This window comes from Leisingera sp. (genome assembly GCF_982940295.1).
The window spans coordinates 170,912-196,815 of the sequence record NZ_CEYXRG010000001.1; the positions used below are offsets into that span (position 1 = coordinate 170,912).

General features: G+C 62.7%; 25 protein-coding genes. 11 read left to right on the top strand and 14 right to left on the bottom strand.

The features are described 5' to 3' along the window. Window positions 1–10: 10 nt before the first annotated feature. From AC4HIX_RS00820 to AC4HIX_RS00850, 7 genes are all read right to left on the bottom strand, one after another. Entirely contained in the window at window positions 11–586 is a 576-nt protein-coding gene (locus AC4HIX_RS00820) for a holin family protein (protein ID WP_490397488.1), read from the bottom strand. Then, complete coding sequence (locus AC4HIX_RS00825) at window positions 577–1,188, bottom strand: holin-associated N-acetylmuramidase (protein WP_490397489.1); 612 nt, start codon at window positions 1,186–1,188, stop codon at window positions 577–579. Before AC4HIX_RS00825 ends, AC4HIX_RS00820 begins: the two co-directional genes overlap by 10 nt. 172 nt (window positions 1,189–1,360) lie before the next feature. Further along, window positions 1,361–1,804 carry a cytochrome c maturation protein CcmE gene (gene ccmE / locus AC4HIX_RS00830; protein ID WP_475051941.1) on the bottom strand — a complete coding sequence of 148 codons (444 nt, stop codon included), beginning with the start codon at window positions 1,802–1,804 and terminating at the stop codon, window positions 1,361–1,363. 39 nt (window positions 1,805–1,843) lie between these two features. Next, window positions 1,844–2,872 (bottom strand): N-acetyl-gamma-glutamyl-phosphate reductase, encoded by a 1,029-nt coding sequence (gene argC / locus AC4HIX_RS00835; protein ID WP_490397490.1) that lies wholly within the window; start codon window positions 2,870–2,872, stop codon window positions 1,844–1,846. Between the two features lie 114 nt (window positions 2,873–2,986). After that, the gene (locus tag AC4HIX_RS00840; RefSeq protein WP_475051936.1) at window positions 2,987–3,796 is read right to left on the bottom strand and encodes a glutamate racemase; all 810 of its coding nucleotides are present in this window, start codon (window positions 3,794–3,796) and stop codon (window positions 2,987–2,989) included. A 9-nt stretch (window positions 3,797–3,805) separates the two neighbouring features. Then, window positions 3,806–4,684 (bottom strand): lysophospholipid acyltransferase family protein, encoded by an 879-nt coding sequence (locus AC4HIX_RS00845; RefSeq protein ID WP_490397491.1) that lies wholly within the window; start codon window positions 4,682–4,684, stop codon window positions 3,806–3,808. Window positions 4,685–4,949: 265 nt separating this feature from the next. Next, window positions 4,950–8,369, bottom strand: a complete 3,420-nt coding sequence (locus AC4HIX_RS00850; RefSeq protein ID WP_490397492.1) for an indolepyruvate ferredoxin oxidoreductase family protein — start codon at window positions 8,367–8,369, stop codon at window positions 4,950–4,952. A gap of 169 nt (window positions 8,370–8,538) precedes the next feature. On the opposite strand from AC4HIX_RS00850, the gene AC4HIX_RS00855 reads away from it, so the two are divergent. From AC4HIX_RS00855 to grxD, 6 genes are all read left to right on the top strand, one after another. After that, window positions 8,539–9,444: a LysR family transcriptional regulator gene (locus AC4HIX_RS00855; RefSeq protein ID WP_475051932.1), complete on the top strand. Its 906-nt coding sequence runs from the start codon at window positions 8,539–8,541 to the stop codon at window positions 9,442–9,444. Window positions 9,445–10,086: 642 nt separating this feature from the next. Further along, window positions 10,087–12,252 (top strand): phosphoribosylformylglycinamidine synthase subunit PurL, encoded by a 2,166-nt coding sequence (gene purL, locus AC4HIX_RS00860; RefSeq protein ID WP_490397493.1) that lies wholly within the window; start codon window positions 10,087–10,089, stop codon window positions 12,250–12,252. Window positions 12,253–12,341: 89 nt separating this feature from the next. Then, window positions 12,342–12,860 carry a hypothetical protein gene (locus AC4HIX_RS00865; protein WP_490397494.1) on the top strand — a complete coding sequence of 173 codons (519 nt, stop codon included), beginning with the start codon at window positions 12,342–12,344 and terminating at the stop codon, window positions 12,858–12,860. Between the two features lie 65 nt (window positions 12,861–12,925). Beyond that, the gene (locus AC4HIX_RS00870; protein ID WP_027237713.1) at window positions 12,926–13,162 is read left to right on the top strand and encodes a BolA family protein; all 237 of its coding nucleotides are present in this window, start codon (window positions 12,926–12,928) and stop codon (window positions 13,160–13,162) included. Window positions 13,163–13,167: 5 nt separating this feature from the next. Continuing rightward, window positions 13,168–13,401, top strand: coding sequence for a hypothetical protein (locus tag AC4HIX_RS00875; RefSeq protein WP_490397495.1), 234 nt, complete (start codon window positions 13,168–13,170; stop codon window positions 13,399–13,401). A 107-nt stretch (window positions 13,402–13,508) separates the two neighbouring features. Further along, window positions 13,509–13,871, top strand: coding sequence for a Grx4 family monothiol glutaredoxin (gene grxD / locus AC4HIX_RS00880; protein WP_490397496.1), 363 nt, complete (start codon window positions 13,509–13,511; stop codon window positions 13,869–13,871). An 83-nt stretch (window positions 13,872–13,954) separates the two neighbouring features. Here grxD and AC4HIX_RS00885 read toward each other — a convergent pair whose 3' ends face one another. Next, window positions 13,955–14,350 carry a cell division protein ZapA gene (locus AC4HIX_RS00885; protein ID WP_475051922.1) on the bottom strand — a complete coding sequence of 132 codons (396 nt, stop codon included), beginning with the start codon at window positions 14,348–14,350 and terminating at the stop codon, window positions 13,955–13,957. Continuing rightward, the gene (locus tag AC4HIX_RS00890) at window positions 14,350–15,186 is read right to left on the bottom strand and encodes a coiled-coil domain-containing protein (protein WP_490397497.1); all 837 of its coding nucleotides are present in this window, start codon (window positions 15,184–15,186) and stop codon (window positions 14,350–14,352) included. Before AC4HIX_RS00890 ends, AC4HIX_RS00885 begins: the two co-directional genes overlap by 1 nt. Before the next feature lie 243 nt (window positions 15,187–15,429). On the opposite strand from AC4HIX_RS00890, the gene tkt reads away from it, so the two are divergent. Further along, the gene (gene tkt / locus AC4HIX_RS00895; RefSeq protein WP_490397498.1) at window positions 15,430–17,451 is read left to right on the top strand and encodes a transketolase; all 2,022 of its coding nucleotides are present in this window, start codon (window positions 15,430–15,432) and stop codon (window positions 17,449–17,451) included. Window positions 17,452–17,625: 174 nt separating this feature from the next. Here tkt and AC4HIX_RS00900 read toward each other — a convergent pair whose 3' ends face one another. Further along, window positions 17,626–18,156 (bottom strand): hypothetical protein, encoded by a 531-nt coding sequence (locus tag AC4HIX_RS00900; protein WP_490397499.1) that lies wholly within the window; start codon window positions 18,154–18,156, stop codon window positions 17,626–17,628. 131 nt (window positions 18,157–18,287) lie between these two features. Then, a complete protein-coding gene (locus AC4HIX_RS00905) occupies window positions 18,288–19,259 on the bottom strand; it encodes a DUF808 domain-containing protein (protein ID WP_490397500.1) in 972 nt (323 codons plus the stop codon). A 245-nt stretch (window positions 19,260–19,504) separates the two neighbouring features. Here AC4HIX_RS00905 and gap point away from each other — a divergent pair, with 245 nt between their 5' ends. Both gap and AC4HIX_RS00915 read left to right on the top strand, forming a co-directional pair. After that, the gene (gene gap / locus AC4HIX_RS00910) at window positions 19,505–20,506 is read left to right on the top strand and encodes a type I glyceraldehyde-3-phosphate dehydrogenase (RefSeq protein WP_490397501.1); all 1,002 of its coding nucleotides are present in this window, start codon (window positions 19,505–19,507) and stop codon (window positions 20,504–20,506) included. A 75-nt stretch (window positions 20,507–20,581) separates the two neighbouring features. Next, a complete protein-coding gene (locus tag AC4HIX_RS00915) occupies window positions 20,582–20,725 on the top strand; it encodes a hypothetical protein (protein ID WP_490397502.1) in 144 nt (47 codons plus the stop codon). Between the two features lie 317 nt (window positions 20,726–21,042). Here the strand turns inward: AC4HIX_RS00915 and coaD are convergent, their stop codons facing one another. The 3 genes from coaD to AC4HIX_RS00930 form a co-directional block, all read right to left on the bottom strand. Further along, window positions 21,043–21,543, bottom strand: coding sequence for a pantetheine-phosphate adenylyltransferase (gene coaD / locus AC4HIX_RS00920; protein WP_475051909.1), 501 nt, complete (start codon window positions 21,541–21,543; stop codon window positions 21,043–21,045). 95 nt (window positions 21,544–21,638) lie between these two features. Further along, window positions 21,639–22,073 carry a CBS domain-containing protein gene (locus tag AC4HIX_RS00925; RefSeq protein WP_490397503.1) on the bottom strand — a complete coding sequence of 145 codons (435 nt, stop codon included), beginning with the start codon at window positions 22,071–22,073 and terminating at the stop codon, window positions 21,639–21,641. A gap of 55 nt (window positions 22,074–22,128) precedes the next feature. Beyond that, the gene (locus tag AC4HIX_RS00930; protein WP_490397504.1) at window positions 22,129–23,025 is read right to left on the bottom strand and encodes a LysR family transcriptional regulator; all 897 of its coding nucleotides are present in this window, start codon (window positions 23,023–23,025) and stop codon (window positions 22,129–22,131) included. A 136-nt stretch (window positions 23,026–23,161) separates the two neighbouring features. On the opposite strand from AC4HIX_RS00930, the gene AC4HIX_RS00935 reads away from it, so the two are divergent. Next, entirely contained in the window at window positions 23,162–24,661 is a 1,500-nt protein-coding gene (locus AC4HIX_RS00935; protein ID WP_490397505.1) for a CoA-acylating methylmalonate-semialdehyde dehydrogenase, read from the top strand. Between the two features lie 203 nt (window positions 24,662–24,864). Continuing rightward, window positions 24,865–25,899 (top strand): fatty acid desaturase, encoded by a 1,035-nt coding sequence (locus AC4HIX_RS00940; protein ID WP_490397506.1) that lies wholly within the window; start codon window positions 24,865–24,867, stop codon window positions 25,897–25,899. Window positions 25,900–25,904: the final 5 nt, after the last annotated feature.

Genomic DNA, 25,904 nt, shown 5'->3' on the forward strand with positions numbered 1-25,904 from the left:
CAAAATGTGATCAGCCGCGGCGCGCTTTCCAGGCTTCCAGCGCTGGATTGTTCTCCGCCGCGGTGGCGTCCAGCCGGGTCGCGGCATCCGTGCGGGTGGCGGCGGCGTCAGGCGCATCCGCCCTGAGCCGCTCCAGCGCGGCGATGTTTTGCGCCACCTGCGGCACCCGCGCCATGCTGGCAGCCAGGCCCTGCTGAAATTCCTGGCTCTTCACCTGATGGCGGGCGCCGAAGTAGAAGGAGACGATGACGCCCAGCAGCCACCACAGCGGCTCTGGCACCAACGCGAGCCCTTGCATTCTTGCAGCGAACCAGACCGGATCGCTGAGAGATGCGCCTAGCAGTGCAAGGGTCCCAAGCGCCAGCAGGGGGCGCGGCAGACGGTTCACCCCGTCCATGAACCGGTCAAAGCGGCTTTTGCCGCCATACTGAAACTCCGCCGCCAGCTGGCTCAGCGCAGCGTTCTGCAAATCGTGCGCGCGTGCAGCGCCTGCCTCCGCGTTTTCGCGAAAGACTTCAACAGTTTCCCGCAAGGCGTTACGATGGCTTCCAAAAATCAATCCGAAAATATCTGCAATCAGCCCCATGCCGCGGTCCTCCGCTGAAAGTCGCCGCGGCTCAGGTGGTAGACTGGTGAAATGAACTCTTCGGCCCGCTTGATCCAGCCGCCCTTGCCGCCTGTGCGGGTGCGCGCATATTTGCGGCTGGCCGGGCGCCGGTCCGCCAGGCGGAAGTAATAATTTCGGCGCGCCACCCCATAGGCATCGCGCAAGGCCTCCGCGCCGACCTCCGCCGCCTGCGCCGCAGCGCCTGCGGTCTGGGGGCCTATGGCGCCATCAACCGCTACGGCATAGCCCATGTCGCGCAGCAGCCGCTGAAGGATGCGCACCGCGTTGCTGCCCGCGTTCACATACATGTCGAAGACTGTCGCCTGCAGGCAGGGCGGCAGGCTGGCGATCCGCGGCGCCTCGAAATAATGGCGGATGAAGATGTCCACCGCCTGCGCCCGGCTCACTGCCTTCACGTCCTGAACATCCACGGCGCCATCGACGGTCAGATCCAGCCCCAGCCGCCGCAGCGTGCCGATGGTCACGCCGTGTTTGGTGGCCCCGCCGGGATCATCGGGATCATTCACAAACCCGCCTTCGCGCGCCACGATCTGTTCTGCAATTTCCTGAACGCTCTGCATGTCACCTCACCACTTCCAACCGGAACAGGATGCCGCAGAGGCGCTAACATCGGCTGAGGCCACCGCGCGCTGCCAGCGCAACACCCGGGTTCTGTTTGCTGGTGGGCCCGGAAAGAAAAAGCCCCGCAGGACAGCAGTCCTGCGGGGCCATTGTTTGAAAACCTGCCAGGGCTCAGGTTCCGGGTTCCTGATAAACCCCCTGCTCCTTCAGCGCGTCCATGACTTCCTTGGGCATGTAAGTCTCATCATGTTTTGCCAGGATTTCAGTGGCTTCAAAGACACCGTTCACGTATCGACCTGTGCCAACCATGCCCTGGTTCTCCTCGAACAGGTCAGGCAGAACCCCGGTATAGGCGACGTTTACAGTCGCGCCGCCGTCCGTCACCGCAAAGCGCACGGTTTCTCCCTGGCCGCGCTGCAAGGAGCCTTCCGCCACCAGCCCGCCGATGCGGAACACCTCGGATGGCTTCGGCGGCTCTTCCATCACCTGGCTGGGCGAGCGGAAGTAGTTGATCCCGTCCCGCATGGCATAGCCGATCAGGGCGGTTGCCACGATCAGGGCCACCGCGGCAACCGCGATGACCTGGATCCGGCGCTGTTTCTTCAGGTTCTTCATGGTGTCCTCTATTCAGGCCCCAACAGCGCCGGCCCCTGATCAGGGGAACAGCGGCGCCATCATCAGACCTTGGGTTTCTTCCTCACCTAACATCAGGTTTGCGTTCTGCAAGGCCTGGCCGCTGCTTCCTTTTGTCAGGTTATCCAGTGCCGCAAAGACGATGGTACGGCCTTCGATCCGGTCCTGCGCCACGCCGATATGGCAGAAGTTGGAGCCGCGCACGTGATGGGTAGAGGGCGCCTCACCCAAGGGCAGCAGCTCAATGAACGGCTCATCAGCATAGGCCTTGGCAAAGGTATCATGAATCGCCTGCGCGTCGCCCTTTACATAGACGGTCGCCAGGATGCCGCGGTTCACCGGCAGCAGATGCGGGGTGAACTGCACCTTGACCGGGCGGCCTGCGATCTTGCTGAACTCCTGGTCGAATTCGCCCAGGTGCCGGTGGGTGCCGCCGATAGCATAGGCGTTGTAGCCCTCGCTCAGCTCGGCATGCAGCAGGTTTTCCTTGAGCGACCGCCCGGCGCCGGAGACGGCGCATTTCAGATCCAGAATGATCTCGTCCAGGTCGATAACACCGGCTTCGATAAGCGGCCGCAGGGCAAACTGGCCGGTTGCGGCGTTGCAGCCCGTGCCGGCCACCAGGCGCGCGGATTTGATCTCATTCCGGTAGAACTCTGTCAGGCCGTAAACAGCCTCTTCCTGCTGCTCCAGCGCAGTGTGCGGATTGCCGTACCACTTCTCGTATTCCGCCGGGTCGCGCAGCCGGAAGTCCGCCGACAGGTCAACGATCTTGAGGTCCTTGGGCAGGGCCGCGATCACTTCCTGGCTGGTCTTGTGCGGCAGCGCGCAGAAGCAAAGGTCGATGCCGGCAAAGTCGATCTCGTCGATCTTGCACAGCACCGGCAGCTCCATATGGCGCAGGTGCGGGAACACTTCGGCCATGGTCATGCCGGCCTTACGGTCGGCGGACAGCGCCGCGATCTCGATGTTCGGGTGCTGCGCGATCAGCCGCACCAGTTCGGCGCCGGTGTAGCCGGAAGCGCCAAGGATAGCCACTTTATGGGTCATGTCAGACCTCGTCTTTCAATATGATATGCCGGTTCCGCAGCCATCTGCGGAGAGAAATACGGGGAAAGGCGCCCGCACACTTTGACCTGGAACAAGGTTCCGGACGGTCGGTGTTCAGGCCGCCTGAAAGGTGATTTCCCGTCGGAGAAACTGGGTCGCGCGGTCGCTTACACGGCCCGGGTTCCCGGTGGTGAAAAAGCCGCCTCCACCGTTGCCGTACATGTCAGGATGGCGGGTCAGATAGTCTGCCAGGCTGTCCGCGACCAGATTGCCCTGGCTGAACACCTTGACCTCCGGCCCCAGCGCCTCCTGGAACGTCTGTTCCATCAGCGGGTAGTGGGTGCAGCCCAGAATCGCGGCCTCCGGATGCGGCATCTTGCGTTTCAGCGCATCAACGTGGGAACGCACCAGCGCCTCCGCCAGGATCATGTCGCCGTCTTCGATGGCATCCACGACGCCGCCGCAGGCCTGTGCCTCGACGTCTACGCCAATGGCGCGGAACGCCAGTTCGCGCTGGAAGGCGCGGCTGGCGACGGTCGCCGGGGTGGCGAACAGCGCCACATGCTGCACCGCGACCTCACGCGGGGGCGAGTTGTCGCCCCACTGGCGCTCAGTCAGCGCTTCGATCAGCGGCACAAACACCCCCAGCACCCGCTTGCCCTTGGGCAGGCCGCCCTCCTGCATCCGGCGCAGCGCGGCAGCAGAAGCGGTGTTGCAGGCGAGGATCACCAGATCGCAGCCCTTGTCCCACATACCGGCCACGGCCGTCTTGGTCAGCTGATAGACATCCTCGGCATCGCGCACACCATAGGGCGCGCGGGCGTTGTCGCCGTAGTACAGGAAATTCACATCCGGCAGCCGCTTTTGCGCTGCGTCAAGGACGGTCAGCCCGCCCAGGCCTGAATCAAAGATGCCAACAGCCATAAAGCTCTCTCACGCGCGGTGTTTCTCCTCGAACTCAAACCCATGCGCATAGGATTTGAGCGGTACCGGAGACAGGTCATACGTCGCTTTGCGCAGGAAATCCATCATTGCTTTTGTGTCTTTGGCCAGCGGGTCCAATACGTCGCGGCCAATCGGCTCGCCGATAACGACCCTCACCGGGGTATCGACACGTTTGCGGAACTCCTTGATCAGCAGCCCCATCCGCAGTGTGACATGCAAATGGCTGGCAATCTGGAACAGGCGCGAGGTGTGGCCGTCGAAGAAGACCGGAACCACCACCGCATCCGATTTGGCCACCATCCGCGCGGTAAAGCCGCGCCAGCCCGGGTCCATCGGGTGGTCAAAGGGCCGGGCCGCGGTGGACACAGTGCCGCCAGGGAAGATGCCGATGGCACCGCCCTGCCCCAGAAAGCTGAGCGCGGCCTTGCGGGTCTGCAGGTTGGTCTGCATGGCCTGCCGTGTCCCGGCGAAGTCCACTGGCAGGATCACCTTGCTCAGATCCTCCGCCTTGCGGAACACCTGATTTGCCAGAATGCGGAAGTCTCCCCGCGTCTGGGACAGGATATGCCCCATCATCAGCCCGTCGAGGATCCCATAGGGGTGATTGGCAATCAGGATCACCGGCTTGTCCCGCGGAATGTTCTCCAGCGATCCTCTGGCCACCTCCAGCGACAGACCGTAGCGCTCCGCCATCACGCTCCAGAAGCTGCGGCCTGCGGCTACATCTCGTTCATATCCAGCCGCACGCCGGATCAGGCCGAGGCGCCCGGTGGAGTTCTCCATCAGCCGGATCACCGCGCGTCCCGCGCGGGTGGAGGCCGAATGGGCATAGGAAATATCACGGGCAATATGGCGTTGCGCCTGCATCTGTGGCGGGTCTCCGTCTGGTGTCAGCGGCCAGATAAGGCCGGAAGCGCATTCTGCAATGGATGCGTAACATGGGTGTGACGTTTTGCTGCAAGACTTGGCCGGGGTCCTGCCCAGTGCCCCGGGGTGTCCAGATGCGCAAACGGCGCCGTGGAACGGCAAACGCCGCGCGTCAGCGCGGCGCCGGGCCCAACCGGGAGGGGCCATCCCAAGGATGGTCCGGAGCGGGCGGGAGTGCCCCGCCCTGCCCCAATGCCGTTCAGCGTTACTCGGCCGCCTGTTTTACAGCCGTGCCGCCCTGGCGCAGGGCAGCCAGCAGCTCTTCGCGGCGCTTCGCGGCCTTCTGTTCGTTTGCCAGTTTCACCGGTCCGAAGCCGCGGATCTGCAGCGGCAGCTCGGCCAGCGCCACCAGCGGCTCCATGATCTCCGCACGGGCTTTGGGCAGCCATTCCTGCATGTCGGCCTCATACTGCTTGATCAGCGCCCGCTCCATTTTGCGCTCTTCGGTGTAGCCAAAGATGTCGAGCGGGGTGCCGCGCAGGGACTTCAGCTTGGCGAGCACCCGGAACCAGCGCTCCATCCCAGCACCGAACTTGCGCTTTTGCGGGCGCCCGTTCGGGTCCGTGCCGCCCAGCATCGGCGGCGCCAGGTGGTAGGACAGCTTGAGGTCGCCCTCGAACTCCGCTTCCGCCTTGGCACGGCTGTCCAGCAGCAGGCGGGCCACCTCGTATTCGTCCTTGTAGGACAACAGCTTGTGGTAACCCTTTGCCACCGCCTCTTTCAGCGCGGGATCGCTGATGCCGTCCAGCAGTTTCGCATAGCGCTTGGCCAGACCCTTGCCCTGGTAGGCCACCAGGTGATCGGCGCGGAAGGCGATTTTTTCGTCCAGCGACTTGGGCTTTTCCACCACCTTGGGCTGGATCAGACGAGCCGCTTCTTCAGGGTGCAGCACCGCCCAGCGGCCGATGTCGAAGGCGCGCTTGTTGCGCTCCACCGCGGCGCCGTTCATCTCGATCGCCTGTTCGATGGCTTCATGGCTGACCGGGATCAGGCCCTTCTGCCAGGCTCCGCCGAACACCATCATGTTCGAGAAGATCGAGTCGCCCATGGTCGCGCGCGCCAGCTCGGATGCGTCGAACAGGTCCAGCCGCTCGCGCAGGCGCGCTTGCAGGGCCACTTCCAGCCGGTCGGTGGGGATCGCGAACTCAGTGTTGCGGGTGAAATCGCCGGTGATGATCTCGTGGCTGTTCACCACCGCGCCGGTCTGGCCGGAGGTGGTCAGGCCCAGGGTCTTGGCGCCCGCGCTCACCACCAGATCGCCGCCGATCAGCGCATGCGCTTCGCCGGTGGCGACGCGGATGGCTGAGATGTCTTCCGGCTTATTGGCAATCCGGCAGTGGATGTGCACCGCGCCGCCCTTCTGGGCGAGACCGGCCATTTCCATCAGCCCGGCGCCCAGCCCATCGATCTGCGCTGCCTGCGCCAGCACCGCACCGATGGTCACAACCCCGGTGCCGCCGACGCCGGTGATCACCACGTTATGGGTGCCGCTGATCTCCGGCAGCTCCGGTTTCGCCAGATGCGGCAGGTCGATGTCAGCGGTTGCTTCCTTGCGGATCTTGGCGCCTTCCACCGTCACGAAGGACGGGCAGAAGCCGTTGAGGCAGGAGAAGTCCTTGTTGCAGGACGACTGGTCAATCGCCCGCTTGCGGCCCTGTTCGGTGTCCTTGGGCACGATGGAGACGCAGTTCGACTGCACCCCGCAATCGCCGCAGCCTTCGCAAACATCGGAGTTGATAAACACCCGCTGGTCCGGATCCGGGAACTGGCCCCGCTTGCGGCGGCGGCGTTTCTCGGCGGCGCAGGTCTGAATGTAGATGATGGCAGAGACGCCCTCGATCTGTTCGAACTCGCGCTGGATCTTCATCATCTCGGCGCGTTCGTGCATCCGCATCCCGGCCGGGAACAGGGAGGCCTCCACGTCCTCCTTCTCGTCGTAGACCACCGCGATGGTCTTGACGCCCATCGCCTTCAGCTCATGCGCGATCTGCTGCGCGGTCAGGCCGCCCTCGGCCTGCTGGCCGCCGGTCATCGCCACCGCGTCGTTGTAGAGGATCTTGTAGGTGATGTTGGTGCCTTCGGCGAGCGCCGCACGGATCGCCTGCACGCCGGAGTGGTTGTAGGTGCCGTCGCCCAGGTTCTGGAACACATGCTTGCGCTTGGAGAACGGCGCCTCGCCCACCCAGTTGACGCCTTCGCCGCCCATATGGGTGAACCCGGTGGTTTCCCGGTCCATCCACTGCACCATGAAATGGCAGCCGATGCCCGCATAGGCGCGGGAGCCGTCCGGCAGCTTGGTCGAGCTGTTGTGCGGGCAGCCGGAGCAGAAATAGGGCAGCCGGGTCGCGATTTCCTCGGCGTTGTCAGCGCGGCGGGCCTCTGCCAGGCTCTCCAGCCCGGCGCGCAGAGCCTCGGTGTCGCGGCCTTCCTCGATCAGGATGTTGCCGAGCTTCTCGGCGATCATGATCGGGTCGAGCGCATAGCGTGTCGGGAACAGCTCGTCCCGGTGCATGGAGCCGGCGCCGCCCTTGTACCAGCCATAGACGCGGCGGCCCTGGCGGGTGTCAAAGATCGCTTCCTTGATCTGGATCTCGATCAGCTTGCGCTTTTCCTCGACCACGACGATCAGGTCCAGGTCTTCGGCCCAGTCGTTGAAGCCTTTCATGTCCATCGGCCAGGTCTGGCCCACCTTGTAGGTGGTGATGCCCAGCCGCTCAGCCATGTTTTCGTCGATGTTCAACAGCTTGAGCGCATGCACCAGGTCAAGCCAGTTCTTGCCTGCCGCGACAAAACCGATCTTGGCGCCGGGCTTGCCCCACACGCGCTTGTCCATCTTGTTGGCATGGCTGAACGCCTCTGCCGCAAAGCGCTTGTAGTCGATGATGCGGTCTTCCTGACGGAACCGGTCGTCATCCAGGCGGATGTTCAGCCCATCCGCCGGCATGTCGAACTCCGGCGTCACCATCTGCATCCGGTCCGGGCGGGCGTCCACGACCGAGGTCACCTCGATGGTGTCCTTCATGGTCTTGAGACCGACCCACAGGCCCGAGAAGCGGCTGAGCGCATAGCCGTAGATGCCGTAGTCCAGGATCTCCTGCACCCCCGCGGGGCTGACGATCGGCAGGTAGCAGTCCAGCAGCGACCATTCAGACTGGTGCAGCACGGTGGAGCTTTCACCGGTGTGGTCGTCGCCCATCGCCAAGAGCACGCCGCCGTGCTTGGAGGTGCCGGCCATGTTGGCATGACGCAGCGCGTCGCCAGAGCGGTCGACGCCAGGGCCCTTGCCGTACCACAGGCCAAAGACGCCGTCATACTTGCCTTCGCCGCGCACCTCAGCCTGCTGCGCGCCCCACAGGGCGGTGACCGCCAGATCCTCGTTCAGACCGTACTGAAAGGTGACATCCGCCGCTTTCAAGTGCTTTTCAGCGCGGCTCATCTGCAGGTCCACCGCACCCAGCGGCGATCCGCGGTAGCCGGTGACCAGGCCGGCCGTGTTCAGGCCTGCTGCCGTGTCGCGCTGCTTCTGCATCAGCATCAGCCGCACCAGCGCCTGGGTGCCATTCAGCAGAACCGGCGATTTGGTCAGATCGTATTTATCATTGAGTGAGATCTTTTGCGTGCTCATCGTGGCCTCCTCAACCGGGATTAGCTTGCACATTCTGGCGCGCAGAATAGGTCATAATTGCTGACCTGAATAGCCGCTTTTTTTTCGTTTTCGCTCGCTTGCGCATCGAAAACTGATACATAACTAAGATTTCATATAGTCGGCCCCAAACGCACGGAAAGTAACGGATATGGATTGGGACAAGCTCAGAATATTTCACGCGGTGGCGGACGCGGGCAGCCTGACCCATGCCGGCGACAAGCTGAACCTGTCGCAATCGGCGGTCAGCCGCCAGATCCGTGCGCTGGAGGAAAGCCTGAACGCCACTCTGTTCCACCGGCATGCACGCGGGCTGATTCTCACCGAACAGGGTGAGCTTCTGTTCGACGCTACCCAATCCATGACCAGCCGCCTGGACGCTGCCGCCGCGCGTATCCGTGACAGCGAAGAGGAAGTGTTCGGTGAGCTGCGGGTGACCACCACCGTCGGTTTTGGCACCCTGTGGCTGGCTCCGCGGCTGACCAAGCTTTATGAGCAGTACCCCAACCTCAAAATCGACCTGATGCTGGAGGAACGTGTGCTGGACCTGCCGATGCGCGAGGCCGATGTGGCTATCCGCATGAAGGAGCCCAGCCAGGCCGACTTGGTGCGCAAGCGGCTGATGACGGTGCGCATGGGGCTATATGCGACACCGGAGTATCTGGAGAAGCACGGCAACCTGGAAACCTCTGCAGACATTTCCCAGCACCGCCTGATCTGCCAGAACCAGAGTTCAGCGCAGGTCGGTTCTGCCGCCGTGCTGGGCAAGAAACTGATGGCGCTGGATCCGGCATCGCTGCTGACCGTGAACAACTACTTCGGCGTTCTGCAGGGTGTCCTGCACAATCTGGGCATCGGCATTCTGCCAGACTATGTAACAGAAGAGTTCCCGCAACTTGTCGAGGTGCTGCCGCACGAGGACCAGAACGAGGTTCCCGTATACCTGGCCTACCCGGAAGAGCTGCGTCATTCGCAGCGGGTCGGTGCCTTCCGCGACTTCGTCCAGTCCGAGATCATGGAACACCGCAAGCATATGAAAGCGCTGGGCAAGCTGTGATCCCGCCCGCCTCCGGATCAGTCCGCTCCTGCTGCGTTGCGGCAAGCGGACCGGCATCCGGACTGCCTTGCAAACAGAGCGCCGCCCCAGCCATGCAAAAACCGCATAGCAGCATTGACGCTCATTTGTTGTTAATCCCCTTGAAGGGGCAGGCCCGGAGCCCTAAATGAACCTCATGAAGGCGGCGGCAACGCCCCCCTTCATACCTCCCTGTTGGACTTCGGCCGAGCTTAGTGCTCGGCCTTTTTTTTGGCTGTAACCCATTGGCCTGTAACAGCTCTTAAGGCGCTGCAAACATCGGCCTCTGGTATTGGGCTAACAGTGTGCATGTCTGTCTCCGGCCATAGACTGCCACTGCTGGATAGCATCAGATTAAAAAAACATGCCCGAAAACATTTGACGTTTCTTACCGTCTACATTCGCAATGCTTGTATTTTCAGCAGCTTGCTTGGCCCGAGCCGCAATTTCCGCCGATTTGACAACCCTGCAATGCCATCTGCTGCCCAACGATACGGAGGCGGGCATGCTGCGGCGCAAAGGCGCCTCCGGCGGCATCTGCAGTGGATTCGTTTAATTCCACTTCCCCCGCGCCCCGCCTTGCCCTAAAAGGCGCGCAATCGCAGCCATTGGGGACGTTTACGGATGCAGGAACCCGCCATCACGCCTGAATTGATTGCCAATCACGGGCTGAAGCCCGAGGAATACGATCTGATCCTCGAAATCATCGGGCGGGAGCCGACCTTCACCGAGCTGGGCATTTTCTCGGCGATGTGGAACGAGCACTGCTCCTATAAGTCCTCCAAGAAATGGCTGCGCACCCTGCCGACCGACGGTCCGCAGGTGATCTGCGGCCCCGGTGAAAACGCGGGCATCGTGGACATTGGCGACGGCGATGCCGTTGTTTTCAAGATGGAAAGCCACAACCACCCCTCCTACATAGAGCCCTACCAGGGCGCGGCAACCGGAGTTGGCGGCATTCTGCGCGACGTTTTCACCATGGGCGCGCGGCCCATCGCCTCGATGAATTCGCTGTCCTTCGGCGAGCCCGCCCACCACAAGACCCGCCAGCTGGTCAACGGCGTGGTTGAGGGCATCGGCGGCTACGGCAACTGCTTTGGCGTTCCTTGCGTTGGCGGCGAAGTCCGCTTTCACCCCGCCTACAACGGCAACTGCCTGGTAAACGCATTTGCTGCAGGCCTCGCCAAGACGGACGGCATTTTCTACTCCGCCGCCTCGGGCGTTGGCATGCCGGTTGTGTACCTCGGCGCAAAGACCGGCCGTGACGGCGTCGGCGGCGCCACCATGGCATCGGCGGAATTCGACGACACCATCGAGGAAAAGCGCCCCACCGTTCAGGTCGGCGACCCCTTCACTGAAAAGCGCCTGATGGAAGCCACGCTGGAGCTGATGCAGACCGGCGCGGTGATCTCGATCCAGGACATGGGCGCCGCGGGCCTCACCTGTTCGGCCGTGGAAATGGGCGACAAGGGCAAACTGGGCGTGCGCCTGGACCTGGAAAAGGTGCCGCAGCGCGAAGAGAACATGACCGCCTACGAGATGATGCTGTCGGAATCCCAGGAGCGGATGCTGATGGTTCTGAAGCCGGAGCTGGAAGCCGAGGCGCGCGCGGTGTTCGAGAAGTGGGATCTGGACTTTGCCATCGTCGGCGAGACCATTGCCGAAGACCGCTTCCTGATCATGCACAACGGCGAAGTGAAAGCCGATCTTGTACTGTCGAAACTGTCGTCCACCGCGCCGGAATACGACCGCCCGTGGGTGGAAACCCCGGCAGCCGAGCCGCTGACCGACGCGGATGTGCCGACCATTGACCCGATTGACGGGCTCAAGGCGCTGCTGTCCTCGCCGAACTACGCAGGCAAGCAGTGGGTTTACGAGCAGTACGACACCACCGTGATGGGCGACACCCAGCGCCGTCCGGGTGCCGGTTCCGGTATCGTGCGTGTGCATGGCACTGACAAGAAGCTGGCCTTCACCTCCGACGTGACCCCGCGCTACGTCAAGGCAAACCCGTTCGAGGGCGGCAAGCAGGCGGTGGCCGAGGCCTACCGCAACCTGACTGCTGTTGGCGCCAAGCCGCTGGCAACCACCGACAACCTGAACTTCGGCAACCCGGAAAAGCCTGAGATCATGGGCCAGTTCGTCGGTGCCATCAAGGGCATCGGCGAGGCGGTTGCCGCGCTAGACATGCCGATCGTCTCCGGCAACGTGTCGCTCTACAATGAAACCGACGGCAAGGGCATCCTGCCGACCCCGACCATCGGCGCCGTGGGCCTGATTGCCGCGGGCGAAGAGCCGATCATCGGAGAGGCCCGCGACGGCCATGTTGCCCTGCTGGTGGGTGAAACCGTCGGCCATCTGGGCCAGTCGGCACTGCTGGCGGAAGTTTTCAACCGCGAGGACGGCGACGCCCCGGCGGTGGACCTGGAAGCCGAGAAGCGCAACGGCGAGTTCATCCGCGCCAATCGCGAGCTGATCAAGGCCTGCACCGACCTCGGCGACGGCGGCCTGGCGCTGGCGGCGTTCGAAATGGCGGAGGAAGCCGGCGTCGGCGTGCAGATCGACGCGGGCGACACCCAAACCGTGTTCGGCGAGGACCAGGCGCGTTATCTGATCGCCTGCAACTTCGACCAGGCCGAAGCGCTGATGCTGGCCGCGGGCCAGGCGGGGGTCACCGTCACCACCGTCGGCAAGTTCGGCGGCGACATGGTGAAGATCGGCGGCTCTGAGGCGCCGCTGACCGAGCTGAAGGAGATCTTCCGCTCCAGCTTTGCCGCTGCTGTAGCCTGACCGCTCGCACCGCCGGGCAGCGCTCGTTACAATACAAAGGGCGGGATGGCATAGCCGTCCCGCCTTTTCCTTTGACCGGGGACCTGCCCATGACCCTTCCCGACCTGAAAGAGGATTGCAGCCGCTGCGCGGGCCTTTGCTGCGTGGCCTATCCGTTTGAAGCGCATGAGGATTTCGGCCTCCTGAAGGACGCGGACACCCCCTGTCCCAATCTCGCTCCGGACTTCCGCTGCACCATCCACGAGGATCTGGAAGCCTGCGGTTTTGGCGGCTGCGTGGCCTATTCCTGCGCCGGTGCCGGCCAGCGGGTGACACAAGACCTGTTTGACGGCGAAACCTGGCGGGATGACCCGGACCTGCTGACCCATATGACCCGCGCCCTGCGGGTGCTGCGCCCGATCCACGAGGCGCTGCTGGTGCTGCAGGAGGCCGCCGCCCTGCCCCTGCCGGAAGACCTGCAGGCCCGCTGTTCTGAGCTGACCCGTGCGCTTTGCCCGGAAAACCCGGCTTCGGTCTGGGATTTCGAGGATGACAGCGTGCAAGAGGCCCTGGCCAGTCTTCCGGACTTCGTCGAAAGCCTCGCGCCCTTCGCCCAGAACGGCTGCTAATCCTGCTTGCACAGCCCCCGGCGCCCCCCTACATTTTTACCGAACAAGACAAAGGACTTCCCCGGATGCCCATGCAAGCCCATGAAATCGAAGAACTGCTGCGCGAAGCCTTCCCGGACGCCGAAATCCAGGTCGGCGGCACCGATGGCGTTCACATGTCGGCGATGGTCGTCGACGAAAGCTTCCGCGGCAAAAACCGCGTCCAGCAGCAGCGCGCCGTGTATGCCGCGCTGAAAGGCAAGATGGACGGGCCTGACGGAGAGTTGCACGCCCTGGCGCTGACCACCAAGGCGCCGGAGTAGGATTCGTGTCTCTGTTCTCCTCCATCCTGGTGCTCGGCATTGTGGTGATGACCGCCGTTGTTGCGGCCGTGTCCCAGCGCCGCCGCCCGCTGGAGGAGGACGATGAGGACCCGGATTACCACACCCTGCGCTCAGACTATCAGTCGGGAATGGGCGGCGGCTCCGTCCGCACGTGGAAAGTCCCGAAAGACCCGCAGGAATACGCACGATTTTTCGTTCCCAAGAACAAGGCGAAATAGCGTTGCACTGAGCCCTGCATCGCCTGCGGGGCGGATTGGCAAAACCCGCGAAACTGCCTATATGACGGCCAACGCAAACGGCGCAGCAGCCGAAAGGATACTGACTTATGACCGACGCAAAGACCCGCATCGACGAAACCGTCAAAGCCAATGACGTGGTGCTCTACATGAAAGGCACCAAGGAAATGCCGCAGTGCGGCTTCTCCTCGCGTGTGGCGGCGGTGCTGAACTATATCGGCGTGGACTACACCGACGTGAACGTTCTGGCGGATGAAGAGATCCGCGCGGGCATCAAGGACTACTCCGACTGGCCGACCATTCCGCAGCTTTACGTCAAAGGCGAGTTCGTCGGCGGCTGCGACATCATCACCGAGATGACACTGTCGGGCGAGCTGGACGGCATGTTCGAGGACAACGGCATCGCCTTCAACAAGGACGCCGCCGACAAGATCCGCGAAGCCAACGGCTGATCGCGGCTTCTGCTGTAAAAAGGAAAAAGGCGCCCTGCGGGGCGCCTTTTTTCGTTTCGGAAAGACTCAAGGGAACTGTGCCCTCAGCCTGCGGATTTTTCTTCGATCTCCTGGGCCAGCGCCTCGCTTCGGGCCGCGATCTCGGCCAGCGCCTCGGTGACCATCGGCGGCACTACCGGCACTTCAACACGCTCCGGTTCCGGCGCTGGCGCGTTCTTCAGCGCCTCCAGTTCCTGCACGCGTTCGGCCAGTTCAGCCTCCACTTCCTTGATCCGGTCTTCGACGGCAGCGGTCTTGTCCGCCAGCATCAGCCCGGCCATCAACAGCATCCGCGCCTCGGGCATGCGGCCGATCTGATCCGACAGCACTTGCGCCTCGTCGTCCAGCATCTTGGCGGCAGAGTGCAGATAGCTTTCCTCGCCCTCCTGGCAGGAGACCTCAAAGCCGCGGCCGCCGATATGAATGGTCACTTCGGGCATCAGACTTCCTCTCCTTCGGGCAGGTTGCGGGCATTGGCCAGCAGCGGTTCCAGCTTGGCCAGAACCGCGTTCACTTGGGCCTGGTCGCTGGCCTGGGCTGCGCGCAGCCCCTCAATTTCGGCTTCCATCGAAGCATTGATCAGCCCGGCATCGCCCAAGCCCTGGGCGTTGGCCTCGCGCAGCGCCGCGTTGGAGGCGCGCAGCTCCTCGTTGGCCTGGCGCAGCTGCTGCAGTTCGGTGTCCAGCCGCAGCAGGGCTTCGTTCTGGCGTTCAATCTCTGCACTCATGCCGGAGTCTGCGGCCGGCTCTGCCGCGGCTTGCCCGCCATTCTCTTCAGCCTCTTCCAAGCGGGCTTTCAGGCTGTCGTTTGCAGCCTGAATCTCGGTGAGCTGATCCTCCAGATTCTCTTTCTCGCTCGCCGCCGTATTGGCGGCGGCTTCCAGTTGGCCCCTGAGACGCTCAACCTCAGCCCGCAACGCTTCCTTCTCCGCCGGGTCGCCCGCCTCATTGCGCAGCAGCTGCAGCTCCGCCTCCATGGCCGCAACATCACCGCCATCGGCAGGTGTCTTGCTTTCGGCCTCCTGCAGACGGGCGTGCAGCACCTTCACCCGCTCTTCCAGCTGGGCGTTGGCGGTTTTTTCTTCGTCCAGCGCCTGCTCCAGCGCCTCATTTGCAGCACTTGCCGCAGCCGCTTCCGCTGCCTGGGCAGCTTCGGCTATGGCTTCAGCCGCCTTGACCTTGTCCGCCTCGCGAGCTTCCTGCAGCGCTGAGGTGCCCGCACTGATGCGCGCCAGCGCGGCCTGGATGCGGCCTTGCAATTCTTCGATCTGGTTCATGCCTGTCCCTCACCCGTCCACATCAGTTCACTCTTTTTCCGGCACCTGCGCGAATCGCGCACGCGCCGCTGACATGGGGCCAGTTATTCCCCTTCAGGGATAAAACACCCCCCCTTGTCTTTCAACCACTTGCCGCGCCAACTTCGCGCAAGCCAGCAGACATGCGCGCAACCATGCTTGATCTTTGGCTCATCGCTGTTATTGAGCGCAGCAATTGCCTGTAACGCCAAAGGAACAATCCCAGTGGACCTGACAGCCCTGCGCACCGCCAATCCCGAGCATTGGAACAAGGCCGCCGCAATCCGCGCGCTGGCTCTGGACGCCGTCGCCGCCGCCAACTCCGGCCACACCGGTATGCCCATCGGCATGGCCGATGTGGCGACCGTGCTGTTCGAAAAGCACCTCAAATTTGATGCATCCAACCCGTCCTGGCCGGACCGCGACCGGTTCATCCTGTCGGCGGGCCACGGCTCGATGCTGATTTATTCGCTGCTCTACCTGGCCGGCGACAAGCAGGTCACCCTGGATCAGATCAAGAACTTCCGCCAGATGGGCGCGATCACCGCGGGCCACCCGGAGAACTTCCTGGTCGATGCCGTCGAAGTGACCACCGGCCCGCTGGGCCAAGGCATCTCCAACGCTGTCGGCTTTGCCATGGCAGAGGAAATGCAGCGTGCCCATTACGGCCGCAAGGTCGTGGATCACCACACCTATGTGATCGCCGGCGACGGCTGCCTGATGGAAGGCATCAGCCAGGAAGCCATCGGCCTGGCCGGCCGCCACCAGCTGGGCAAGCTGATCGTGTTCTGGGACAACAACAACATCACCATCGACGGCACCGTTGACCTGTCCGACCGCACCAACCAGGTGCAGCGCTTCAAGGCGTCGGGCTGGCAGGTGCTGGAAATCGACGGCCACGACCCCAAGGCCATCGACCAGGCCATCGAGGCAGCCAAGAAGTCCAAGAAGCCTTCGATGATCGCTTGCAAGACCCACATCGCCCTGGGCCACGCCGCGCAGGACACCTCCAAAGGCCACGGCGCGCTGACCGATCCCGAGCAGCTGCAAGCAGCCAAGGACGCCTACGGCTGGACCGGTGGCCCGTTCGAGGTTCCCGCGGACATCAAGTCCCAGTGGGAAGAAATCGGCGCCCGCGGCAAGTCCGAGCGTGAAGCCTGGGAAGCCCGTTTTGCCGAGCTCTCGCAGCAGAAGCAGGACCGCTTCAACCGCGCCTATGCGCTGGACGCGCCCAAGAAACTGTCTGCCGCCATCAAGGCGCTGAAAAAGCAGGTGAGCGAAGAGCAGCCCAAGGTTGCCACCCGCAAATCCTCCGAGATGGCGCTGGCCGTCATCAACCCCTTGATGCCGGAAACCGTGGGCGGCTCTGCCGATCTCACCGGCTCCAACAACACCAAGACCGGCGATCTGGGCGTCTTTGACACCGACAACCGCAAGGGCCGCTATGTCTACTGGGGCATCCGTGAGCACGGCATGGCCGCAGCGATGAACGGTATGGCCCTGCACGGCGGCATGCGCCCCTACGGCGGCACCTTCTTCTGCTTCACCGACTATGCCCGCCCGGCGATGCGCCTGGCCGCGCTCTCCAAGATCCCGACCGTGTTCGTGATGACCCACGACTCGATCGGCGTCGGCGAAGACGGTCCGACCCACCAGCCGGTCGAGCATCTGGCCATTTGCCGCGCGACCCCGAACACCTATGTGTTCCGCCCGGCCGACACTGTTGAGACCGCCGAAGCCTGGGAAATCGCCATCACCGCCAAGGAAACCCCCTCGGTGCTGGCCCTGACCCGTCAGAACCTGCCCACCGTGCGGACCGAGCACAAGCTGACCAACATGGTGGAAAAAGGCGCCTATGTTCTGGCCGAGGCCGAGAACAAGCGCCAGGTGATCCTGATCGCCACCGGCTCCGAGGTCTCCGTCGCGATGGAAGCCAAGGCCAAGCTGGAGGCCGAAGGCATCGGCACCCGCGTGGTCTCCATGCCCTGCATGGAGCTGTTTGCCGAGCAGGACGAAGCCTACCGCCGCAAGGTCCTGCCCGCAGGCCCGGTCCGCGTCGGCATCGAAGCGGCTGTCCGCGCCGGCGGCTGGGACCGCTGGCTGCTGGGCGAGCGCGGCCAGGAGAAGAAAGCCGGTTTCGTCGGCATGGACCGCTTCGGCGCCTCCGCACCGGCAGGCGAGCTGTTTGAACGCTTCGGCATTACAGCTGAGGGCACAGTGGCGAAGGTGAAAGAGCTGCTGGGGTGAAGTTTGTTCAACTCCACACAGCAAGGGCACCCCAATCGGGTGCCCTTTTCTTTTTGACCAGTCATGGCGTGGGGCAAATTGTTCGGTTCCGTAGATAAAGTCTAAGCGGCACCACAAGCCCAGAATTCGCAGACTGGTAGTACCCAGACACACGATGCCGGTTAACGATGGCATTCAAGGGTTCTTAGCAAGATTCCTCAACTGCACACACGCCACGCTGAATCTGAATGATAAGTCCGCAATCTCTTTGAGAACCCTATCCCGATTTTCGCTCGATAACTCATTGTGAACAAACTGAGCCTCGCCATTCACCTTCTTCTTTTCTGTCGAAATTACAGGTTGATCTATAGCTAGAAAATCAAAGAGAAAACTGGAGTGAACTAGGCTGTTTCGTCGTTCTCGCTCTTCGTCAATTTCATTCATTATGAGGTCAAAGTTTTCGTACCAACCTTTTTGTGGGCTGGGGTGAAAGATAGATTCATCACGCGCAAACTTCCGGAAGGTCTTCAACTTGTCGCTAAAGGTCTTCTTGACGAGCCAGCTTTGTGTCTCCTTTGAGTTTTTGATGCCTTTTCCTAAAGTGAAAATCTCATCGAACTTGTCCTCAAACCACTGAAAACAAATTACATACATCCCAATGAACGCGTAAACCTTTTCGGCTTCTTCCAGAGCTTTAGGGTCATCTATCCACCTATCACGGGTCATAGTTTGATATTCCTACGTAATATCTTGCAATCTAGGTCAAGTGTCTTTGCTTGAACTGGCAGGTTATGCAATAATCTGAAAGTCTTAAGCGCAGGAGTTTTGGTCATATTCCAGAAATGACCTTCTCATTCTCAATGGCCCTTCTTCGCGCTCTCAAACATCCCTAGAACCGGCCCGATCACCTTGGTCGCCAGCGGGATCAGCACCAGTCCCCAAGCGAGGCCAAACACCCCGTCCATCGCCGCCTTGGCAGCCCATTCCACAGCGCCGGTCCAGCCCGCTGGCACCGCGTGGCCGACGGCATAGGCCCAGTCGTGAATATGATGGCCCAGCCAGCCAAAGCCCAGCACCTCCAGCCCGTGGATGATGATGGAACCGCCCACCCACAACATCGCCGCAGTGCCGACCACCGACAGGATCTTCATCAGCACCGGCATGAATTTCACCAGCCCGCGCCCCAGGCCCCGGCCCGGAGACGTAAGCGCATTCTGCGCCAGGTACAGCCCCACGTCATCCATCTTCACGATCAGCGCGACAGAACCGTAGACCGCCAGCGTCACGCCGATGGCCACCACCGCCAGCGTTGCCGCCTGCATCCAGACGCTCGGTGCCTCAATGGCGGCCAGCGCGATGGTCATGATCTCCGCCGACAGGATGAAGTCGGTCTTGATCGCGCCCTTGATCTTCTGCTCCTCCAGATGGCCCGGGTCCTTGATGCTCATGTCCTCGTCAATGGCGTGGCTGGCATGGGGAAACAGCACGTGAAAAATCTTCTCTGCCCCCTCGAAACACAGGTAGGACCCGCCCAGCATCAGCAAGGGCGTGATCAGCCAAGGCGCGAAATTCGCGAGCAGCATCGCCACCGGCAGCAGCAGGATCAGCTTGTTGAACAGAGAGCCGCGGGTGATGCGCCAGATGATCGGCAGCTCGCGCGCCGGCGCGAAGCCCTGCAGGTATTTCGGCGTCACCGCAGCATCGTCGATGATCACCCCGGCGGTCTTGGCCCCGGCCTTGCCCGCTGCTGCCGCCACATCATCGACCGAGGCCGCCGCCACCTTGGCGATCCCCGCCACGTCATCCAGAAGCGCCAGCAATCCGCTCATGCCAATATCCTCAAAATCTATCCGCTTTAACAGGCAATCTGCCCGCTTCCGCGGCGCAGCACAAGCGTTAGCGCCACCGCGCCGGAACCGCGGATTTCCGTTAACGCCACCGCCGCAAACCGTTACCGCCAACATCATGATTTTGCGCTAACAGTTTCATTTAATGACGCTTTTACCCCTTTAGACCACATCCGCCCCGGTCTATATGGCGGCCAAAGGTTTTTGCTCGCTTGGAGACGTAACTCATGACCATCAAAGTCGGGATCAACGGTTTTGGCCGCATCGGCCGCTGCACCCTGTCGCACATCGCCGCCTCGGGCCGCGACGACATCGAAGTGATCAAGGTGAACGCCACCGGCCCGCTGGAGACCGCAGCGCACCTGATCAAATACGACTCTGTACATGGCCGTTTCCCGGGCGAAGTGACCATCGGCGACGGCACCATGAACCTGGGCCGCGGCGACATGCAGATGTTCTCCACCTACGACATGAACGAGCTGGACTGGGACGGCTGCGACGTCGTTCTGGAATGCACCGGCAAGTTCAACGACGGTGAGAAGGCGAAGGCCCACCTGGAGCGCGGCGCGAAGAAAGTGCTGCTGTCCGCCCCCGGCAAGAACGTCGACAAGACCATCGTCTTTGGCGTCAACGACGACCAGCTGGAAGCCGGCGACACCATGATCTCCAACGGCTCCTGCACCACCAACTGCCTGGCGCCGCTGGCCAAGGTGCTGGACGAGGCGTTCGGCATCGAGCACGGCATCATGACCACCATCCACGCCTACACCGGCGACCAGCCGACCCTGGACCGCCGCCACAAGGACCTGTACCGCGCCCGCGCTGCAGCCATGTCGATGATCCCGACCTCGACCGGCGCCGCCAAGGCCCTGGGCGAGGTGCTGCCGAACTTGAAGGGCCGCCTGGACGGTTCCGCCATCCGCGTGCCGACCCCGAATGTATCCGCTGTCGACCTGACCTTCCGCGCAGGCCGCGACGTGACCGCCGAGCAGATCAACGCCGCCGTCAAGGAAGCGGCTGAGGGCCCGATGAAGGGCGTTCTGGGCTTTGAGCCGGCGCCGCTGGTCTCCACCGACTTCAACCACACCCCGGAAAGCTCGATCTTTGCACCCGACCAGACCCGCGTGGTCGAGGACCGCATGGTCCGCGTTCTGGCCTGGTACGACAACGAGTGGGGCTTCTCGGTCCGCATGGCCGACGTGGCCGTGGCGATGGGCAAACTGGGCTAAACGCCCTCAACCCCTTGAGAATTCACGCCCGCTCAGGTTATCTGGGCGGGCGTTTTCCTTTGCGGCGGAGCTTTCATGACCAACCGGATTGCCATTTCCCTGGGACTGCTCCTGATCGCCGCCGCTATCATTGACATCGCCCTGTTCGGCGACACGCACTTGATCTTCCTGGGCAAGAAACTGTTCGCCCTGATCGACTGGGTCGCCTTCTGGCGCTGAGCCGCTGTCACCGCTGCCGCTGCTTCGGAGCCGTCCGCGCCTGCCAGCCGTCCGCCGCGGCGGCCTAAGCGGGGCCAGCTGAATTGCCGAGGGCCCCCGCCCCCGGCGGGGAGACGGCCATTCTGCTGGCGGCGCGCCGGGCCGGTGCGGCAGGCAGGCCTAGGGCGCGGAGGGATCTGAAGCTGCTGCTTTGGAGAGCTCCAAGCCCCCTTCCTTTGACTTGGCGGCGCCAGCCGCCGCTCGCGCGCAGCGCGCCGCCGAAAGCACAAAGCCGGGCGTCAGCCCGGCTTTGCCTGTGTTCTATGCTGCAAACAGGGTCAGGCGGTCTTGCCCAAACGCGCCAGCAGCTTGTCCTTGACCAGCGGAGAGACGAATTTTGATACATCGCCGTCCAGCCGGGCGATCTCCTTGACCAGCTTGGAGGCAATCGCCTGATGCCGCGCCTCGGCCATCAGGAACACGGTCTCGATCGAACTGTCGAGCGCCCGGTTCATGCCGACCATCTGGAATTCATACTCGAAATCAGCAACCGCCCGCAGGCCGCGCACGATGATCTGGGCCCCCACGTCGCGGGCGCAGTCAATCAAGAGATTTTCAAACGGATGCGCGACGATCTCGGTGCCGGTCTCATCGCTCAGCTTGGCGCATTCCGCTTCAATCATGCCGACCCGCTCTTCCAGATCGAACAGCGGCCCCTTGTCACGGTTGATCGCCACGCCGATCACCAGCTTGTCCACCAGGGCGCTGGCGCGGCGGATGATGTCGATGTGCCCGATGGTGATCGGGTCGAAGGTGCCGGGATACAGACCCACACGCATGGGCGGCCTCCTGCCTTGTCAGAATTTCTGCGCACGCAAACACATTTGCGGCTGGCAATGCAAGGGGGCAGAAATACGGACTCCGCCCCTGCGGCTCAGTGCCCCATGATCATGTCCTGGAGCGCGTCCTTCTCCATCGCCACCTGCGCCAGCTGCGCCTTCACCGCATCGCCAAGGGTCACAATTCCCACAAGTTTTCCGTCCTCGACCACGGGCATGTGGCGGAACCGGCCCTCTGTCATCTGCTTCAGCAGCTCACCCACGTTGGACTGGGTGGTGCAGGTCACCAGCTCGCGCGTCATATAGCCGCTGACCGGCTGATCCAGGCAGCCGGCACCCTCTTTGGACAGTTCCCGGACGATGTCGCGTTCTGACAGGATGCCAACCGGCGTCTCGCCATCCGCGGAAACCACCACGGTGCCGAAACGGTTGTCCGACATCACTTTTGCTGCCTCAGCCACGCTTGCATCCGGCTTCACTGTCACGACACCGGTGCTGGCTTTGGATTTCAAAATGACCTGAACAAGCATACGGCAAACCTCCGAAATATTATTGCGTTACAGCAAGGTTTGCCGCAACGCAGCTTCAAGTCAAGGATTCCAGCCGGGCCACCTCGTCGCGGATCCCCTTGGACAGCGCCTGGGCAAAGCGGTTCAGCCGCTCGCTGCGCTGGTCGCCCTGATGGCGCACCAGGTGGAAGCTGCGGGTCAGGCTCACCTTGTCCGTCAGGATCTTGCGCAGCATCCGGTGCGCCGGCAGGCTGAAGTCATGCGCCACGCAGACCGCGGTTCCTTGCGCCGCCATCTTGATCTGGACCGAGACGGAATTGGAAGCCAGCGCCACCCGCTCCACGCCGATGTCGTTCAGATAGTCGAGTTCCTTGTCGAAGATCATGTCCGGAATATAGCCGATCATCTTGTGGCCCTTCAGATCCTCCAGTTTGGTGATCGGCTGGTGCTCCTTCAGGTAGTGGCGCGAGGCCACCAGATGCAGCTGATAGTCACAGATTTTCTGCACCAGCAGCTTGCCGGCCGTCGGCGCGCTGACAGTCACTGCCATATCCGCTTCGCGGCGGCTGAGGTTGATGACCCGCGGCAGCGCCACAATCTGAATGTCCAGATCCGGGTTCTCCTCAGAAATCTGCGCGCAGACCTGCGGCAGGATGTAATTGGCGGCGCCGTCCGGCGCGCCGATGCGGATCTGCCCGGAAAGGGTATCATTGGGACCGGTCAGCGCTTCCGTTCCCGCCCGCATCGCCTGTTCCGCCGCCTCCGCATGAACCAGCAGCCGGTCTCCGGCGGCACTGAGCGCATAGCCTTGCGGGGATTTCACGAACAGCGGCGTCTCCAGTGCCGCCTCGAACCGGGCCACCCTGCGCCCGACTGTCGCCGGGTCCATCTTGAGGACGCGGCCGGCGCCGGACAGGCTCGCCTCCCGTGCCACCGCCAAAAACACTTTCATATCATCCCACTGGGGATCCATCGGCCCGGTTCCTCCGTGTTCCTGCTAACGCCGTGTTAACCTTTTGCGTTCCTGCAAAGCCTCTTTGAAATCTTTCCTCTTTTCCGATGTTTTTTGCAAGCCTAGGATTAAGGCAAGATGAACAGAGGAGGATCCGATGAAAGAACTCGGCCACTTTATCAACGGCAAGATTGTCTCCGGCACCTCGGGCCGTTTTGACGATGTCTTCAACCCGGCAACCGGCGAAGTGCAGTACAAATGCCCGATGGCAAGCGTTGCTGAAACCACCGACGCCATCGAAAAGGCCGCGGCGGCGCAGCCCGCCTGGGGCGCCACCAACCCGCAGAAGCGCGCCCGTGTGATGATGGCGATGGTTGGCCTGATGAACCGCGACATGGACAAGCTGGCCGAGGCGCTCTCCCGCGAGCACGGCAAGACCATCCCGGACGCCAAGGGCGACCTGCAGCGCGGCCTGGAAGTGATCGAATACTGCGTCGGCGCGCCGCAGATGCTGAAGGGTGAATTCACCGACAGCGCAGGCCCCGGCATCGACATGTATTCCATGCGCCAGCCGCTGGGCGTTGTCGGCTCGATCATGCCGTTCAACTTCCCGGCCATGATGCCGCTGTGGCATGTCGGCCCGGCGCTGGCCTGCGGCAACGCCGTGGTGCTGAAACCGTCCGAGCGCGACCCCTCCGTGCCGCTGATGCTGGCCGAGCTGTTCGTCGAAGCAGGCCTGCCCGAAGGCGTTTTCCAAGTTGTGAACGGCGACCGCGAGGCGGTTGACACCATCCTGGACAGCGAAATCATCCAGGGCGTGTCCTTTGTGGGCTCCACCCCGATTGCGCAGTACATCTATTCCCGCGCCACCGCCAACGGCAAGCGCGCCCAGTGCTTCGGCGGCGCCAAGAACCACATGATCGTGATGCCCGACGCCGATCTGGACCAGGCCGCTGACGCGCTGGTCGGTGCAGGTTTCGGCGCGGCCGGCGAACGCTGCATGGCGATCTCGGTTGCGGTTCCGGTTGGCGAGGAAACCGCCGACAAGCTGATCGAAAAGCTGATCCCGCGCATCGAGAAACTGAAAGTCGGCCCCTACACCGCAGGCGACGACGTCGACCTGGGCCCGGTTGTGACCGCGGCCGCCAAGGAACGTATCCTGGGCCTGATCCAGTCCGGCGTCGACCAGGGCGCGGAACTGGTTGTCGACAACCGCGACTTCAAACTGCAAGGCTATGAAGACGGCTTTTTTGTCGGTGCGCACCTGTTCGACCGGGTAACCCCGGACATGGACATCTACAAGCAGGAGATCTTCGGCCCGGTGCTTTCCACTGTGCGTGCAGGCACTTACGAGGAAGCGTTGAAGCTGGCGATGGACCACGAGTACGGCAACGGCACCGCGATCTTCACCCGTGACGGCGACACCGCGCGTGACTTCGCCAGCCGTGTGAACATTGGCATGGTGGGCATCAACGTGCCGATCCCGGTGCCGCTGGCCTACCACACCTTCGGCGGCTGGAAAAAGTCGATGTTCGGCGACCTGAACCAGCACGGCCCGGACAGCTTCAAGTTCTATACCCGCACCAAAACCGTGACCTCCCGCTGGCCCTCCGGCATCAAGGAAGGCGGCGAGTTCAACTTCAAGGCAATGGACTAACCCACTGCCTGCAAATGAGGAAAGGCCCCGGATTTTCCGGGGCCTTTTTCTGTTGGGGCAGCCTCGTGCAGACCCGCCACCACGACCGGCGGCGCTTTTACCGGCACGGTCCGGGTTAAAAATAAGGGTTTCTGCCAAATTTCCCTTGTTCCGCCGCGTAACTCGTCTATCCGGTCAGCAACGGACAAACAGACGGCAGGCGCATGAGCAAGACACCCGACCCGAACCAGCCGAAGACGGCTGCAAGAACCGCCCGCGACTGGGTCAAGATCCTGGCCCAATACCGCGAACCCAGCCACCTGCGCAGTGCTTTCGAACTGGCGGTGACGGTGGTCCCCTTCCTGCTGCTCTGGGCCTTGGCCTGGTGGTCGCTCTCGATCAGCTACTGGCTGACCCTCGCGCTATCCGTCTGTATCGCAGCCTTCCTGCTGCGCCTGTTCACCATCCAGCACGACTGCGGCCACGGCTCCTTCTTCACCAACCGCCATGTCAGCGACTGGGTGGGCCGCATCATCGGGGTGCTGACGCTGACACCCTACGACGTCTGGCGCCGAACCCATTCGATCCACCACAGCACCCACGGCAACCTCGGCAAGCGCGGCATGGGCGACATTCACACGATGACCGTCGCCGAATACCGCGCCGCCAGCCGCTGGGAGCGGCTGGTCTACCGGCTTTACCGCCACCCGGTGACCCTGTTCGGTATCGGCCCCGGATACCTGTTCTTCCTGCAGAACCGCATTCCCTACGGCCTGACCGGGCAGGCGCGCTATTGGATCAGCGCCATGGGCACCAATGCGTCGATCCTCGCGGCGCTGGGGCTGATCTGGTATTTCGGCGGCCTGATGCCGCTGCTGCTGATTTTCCTCCCCGCCACCCTGATCGCCGCCACTGCCGGCCTGTGGCTGTTCTATGTGCAGCACCAGTTCGAGACCACCCAGTGGACGCAGGATGAGGACTGGCAGCTGCATGACGCCGCCCTGCACGGCAGCTCGCACTACGTGCTGCCGCCGGTTCTGCAATGGCTCAGCGCCAATATCGGCATTCACCACGTGCACCATCTTTACAGCCGTATCCCGTTCTACCGCCTGACCGAAGTGCTGCGCGACCACGCAGAGCTGGCGGAGGGCAACCGCATGACCATCCGCGAAAGCCTGGCCAATGCGCGTCTGCACCTTTGGGATGAAGACAGCTGCCGCCTGCTGTCCTTTGCCCAGGCCCGCAAGCTTTACGCCTGACCCCC

What these genes read in the sequence shown, in the direction of transcription:
- AC4HIX_RS00820 (WP_490397488.1), bottom strand. Translation starts at nt 586, where the DNA reads ATGGGGCTGATTGCAGATATTTTCGGATTGATTTTTGGAAGCCATCGT.
- AC4HIX_RS00825 (WP_490397489.1), bottom strand. Translation starts at nt 1,188, where the DNA reads ATGCAGAGCGTTCAGGAAATTGCAGAACAGATCGTGGCGCGCGAAGGC.
- ccmE (WP_475051941.1), bottom strand. Translation starts at nt 1,804, where the DNA reads ATGAAGAACCTGAAGAAACAGCGCCGGATCCAGGTCATCGCGGTTGCC.
- argC (WP_490397490.1), bottom strand. Translation starts at nt 2,872, where the DNA reads ATGACCCATAAAGTGGCTATCCTTGGCGCTTCCGGCTACACCGGCGCC.
- AC4HIX_RS00840 (WP_475051936.1), bottom strand. Translation starts at nt 3,796, where the DNA reads ATGGCTGTTGGCATCTTTGATTCAGGCCTGGGCGGGCTGACCGTCCTT.
- AC4HIX_RS00845 (WP_490397491.1), bottom strand. Translation starts at nt 4,684, where the DNA reads ATGCAGGCGCAACGCCATATTGCCCGTGATATTTCCTATGCCCATTCG.
- AC4HIX_RS00850 (WP_490397492.1), bottom strand. Translation starts at nt 8,369, where the DNA reads ATGAGCACGCAAAAGATCTCACTCAATGATAAATACGATCTGACCAAA.
- AC4HIX_RS00855 (WP_475051932.1), top strand. Translation starts at nt 8,539, where the DNA reads ATGGATTGGGACAAGCTCAGAATATTTCACGCGGTGGCGGACGCGGGC.
- purL (WP_490397493.1), top strand. Translation starts at nt 10,087, where the DNA reads ATGCAGGAACCCGCCATCACGCCTGAATTGATTGCCAATCACGGGCTG.
- AC4HIX_RS00865 (WP_490397494.1), top strand. Translation starts at nt 12,342, where the DNA reads ATGACCCTTCCCGACCTGAAAGAGGATTGCAGCCGCTGCGCGGGCCTT.
- AC4HIX_RS00870 (WP_027237713.1), top strand. Translation starts at nt 12,926, where the DNA reads ATGCCCATGCAAGCCCATGAAATCGAAGAACTGCTGCGCGAAGCCTTC.
- grxD (WP_490397496.1), top strand. Translation starts at nt 13,509, where the DNA reads ATGACCGACGCAAAGACCCGCATCGACGAAACCGTCAAAGCCAATGAC.
- AC4HIX_RS00885 (WP_475051922.1), bottom strand. Translation starts at nt 14,350, where the DNA reads ATGCCCGAAGTGACCATTCATATCGGCGGCCGCGGCTTTGAGGTCTCC.
- AC4HIX_RS00890 (WP_490397497.1), bottom strand. Translation starts at nt 15,186, where the DNA reads ATGAACCAGATCGAAGAATTGCAAGGCCGCATCCAGGCCGCGCTGGCG.
- AC4HIX_RS00900 (WP_490397499.1), bottom strand. Translation starts at nt 18,156, where the DNA reads ATGACCCGTGATAGGTGGATAGATGACCCTAAAGCTCTGGAAGAAGCC.
- AC4HIX_RS00905 (WP_490397500.1), bottom strand. Translation starts at nt 19,259, where the DNA reads ATGAGCGGATTGCTGGCGCTTCTGGATGACGTGGCGGGGATCGCCAAG.
- gap (WP_490397501.1), top strand. Translation starts at nt 19,505, where the DNA reads ATGACCATCAAAGTCGGGATCAACGGTTTTGGCCGCATCGGCCGCTGC.
- AC4HIX_RS00915 (WP_490397502.1), top strand. Translation starts at nt 20,582, where the DNA reads ATGACCAACCGGATTGCCATTTCCCTGGGACTGCTCCTGATCGCCGCC.
- coaD (WP_475051909.1), bottom strand. Translation starts at nt 21,543, where the DNA reads ATGCGTGTGGGTCTGTATCCCGGCACCTTCGACCCGATCACCATCGGG.
- AC4HIX_RS00925 (WP_490397503.1), bottom strand. Translation starts at nt 22,073, where the DNA reads ATGCTTGTTCAGGTCATTTTGAAATCCAAAGCCAGCACCGGTGTCGTG.
- AC4HIX_RS00930 (WP_490397504.1), bottom strand. Translation starts at nt 23,025, where the DNA reads ATGGATCCCCAGTGGGATGATATGAAAGTGTTTTTGGCGGTGGCACGG.
- AC4HIX_RS00935 (WP_490397505.1), top strand. Translation starts at nt 23,162, where the DNA reads ATGAAAGAACTCGGCCACTTTATCAACGGCAAGATTGTCTCCGGCACC.
- AC4HIX_RS00940 (WP_490397506.1), top strand. Translation starts at nt 24,865, where the DNA reads ATGAGCAAGACACCCGACCCGAACCAGCCGAAGACGGCTGCAAGAACC.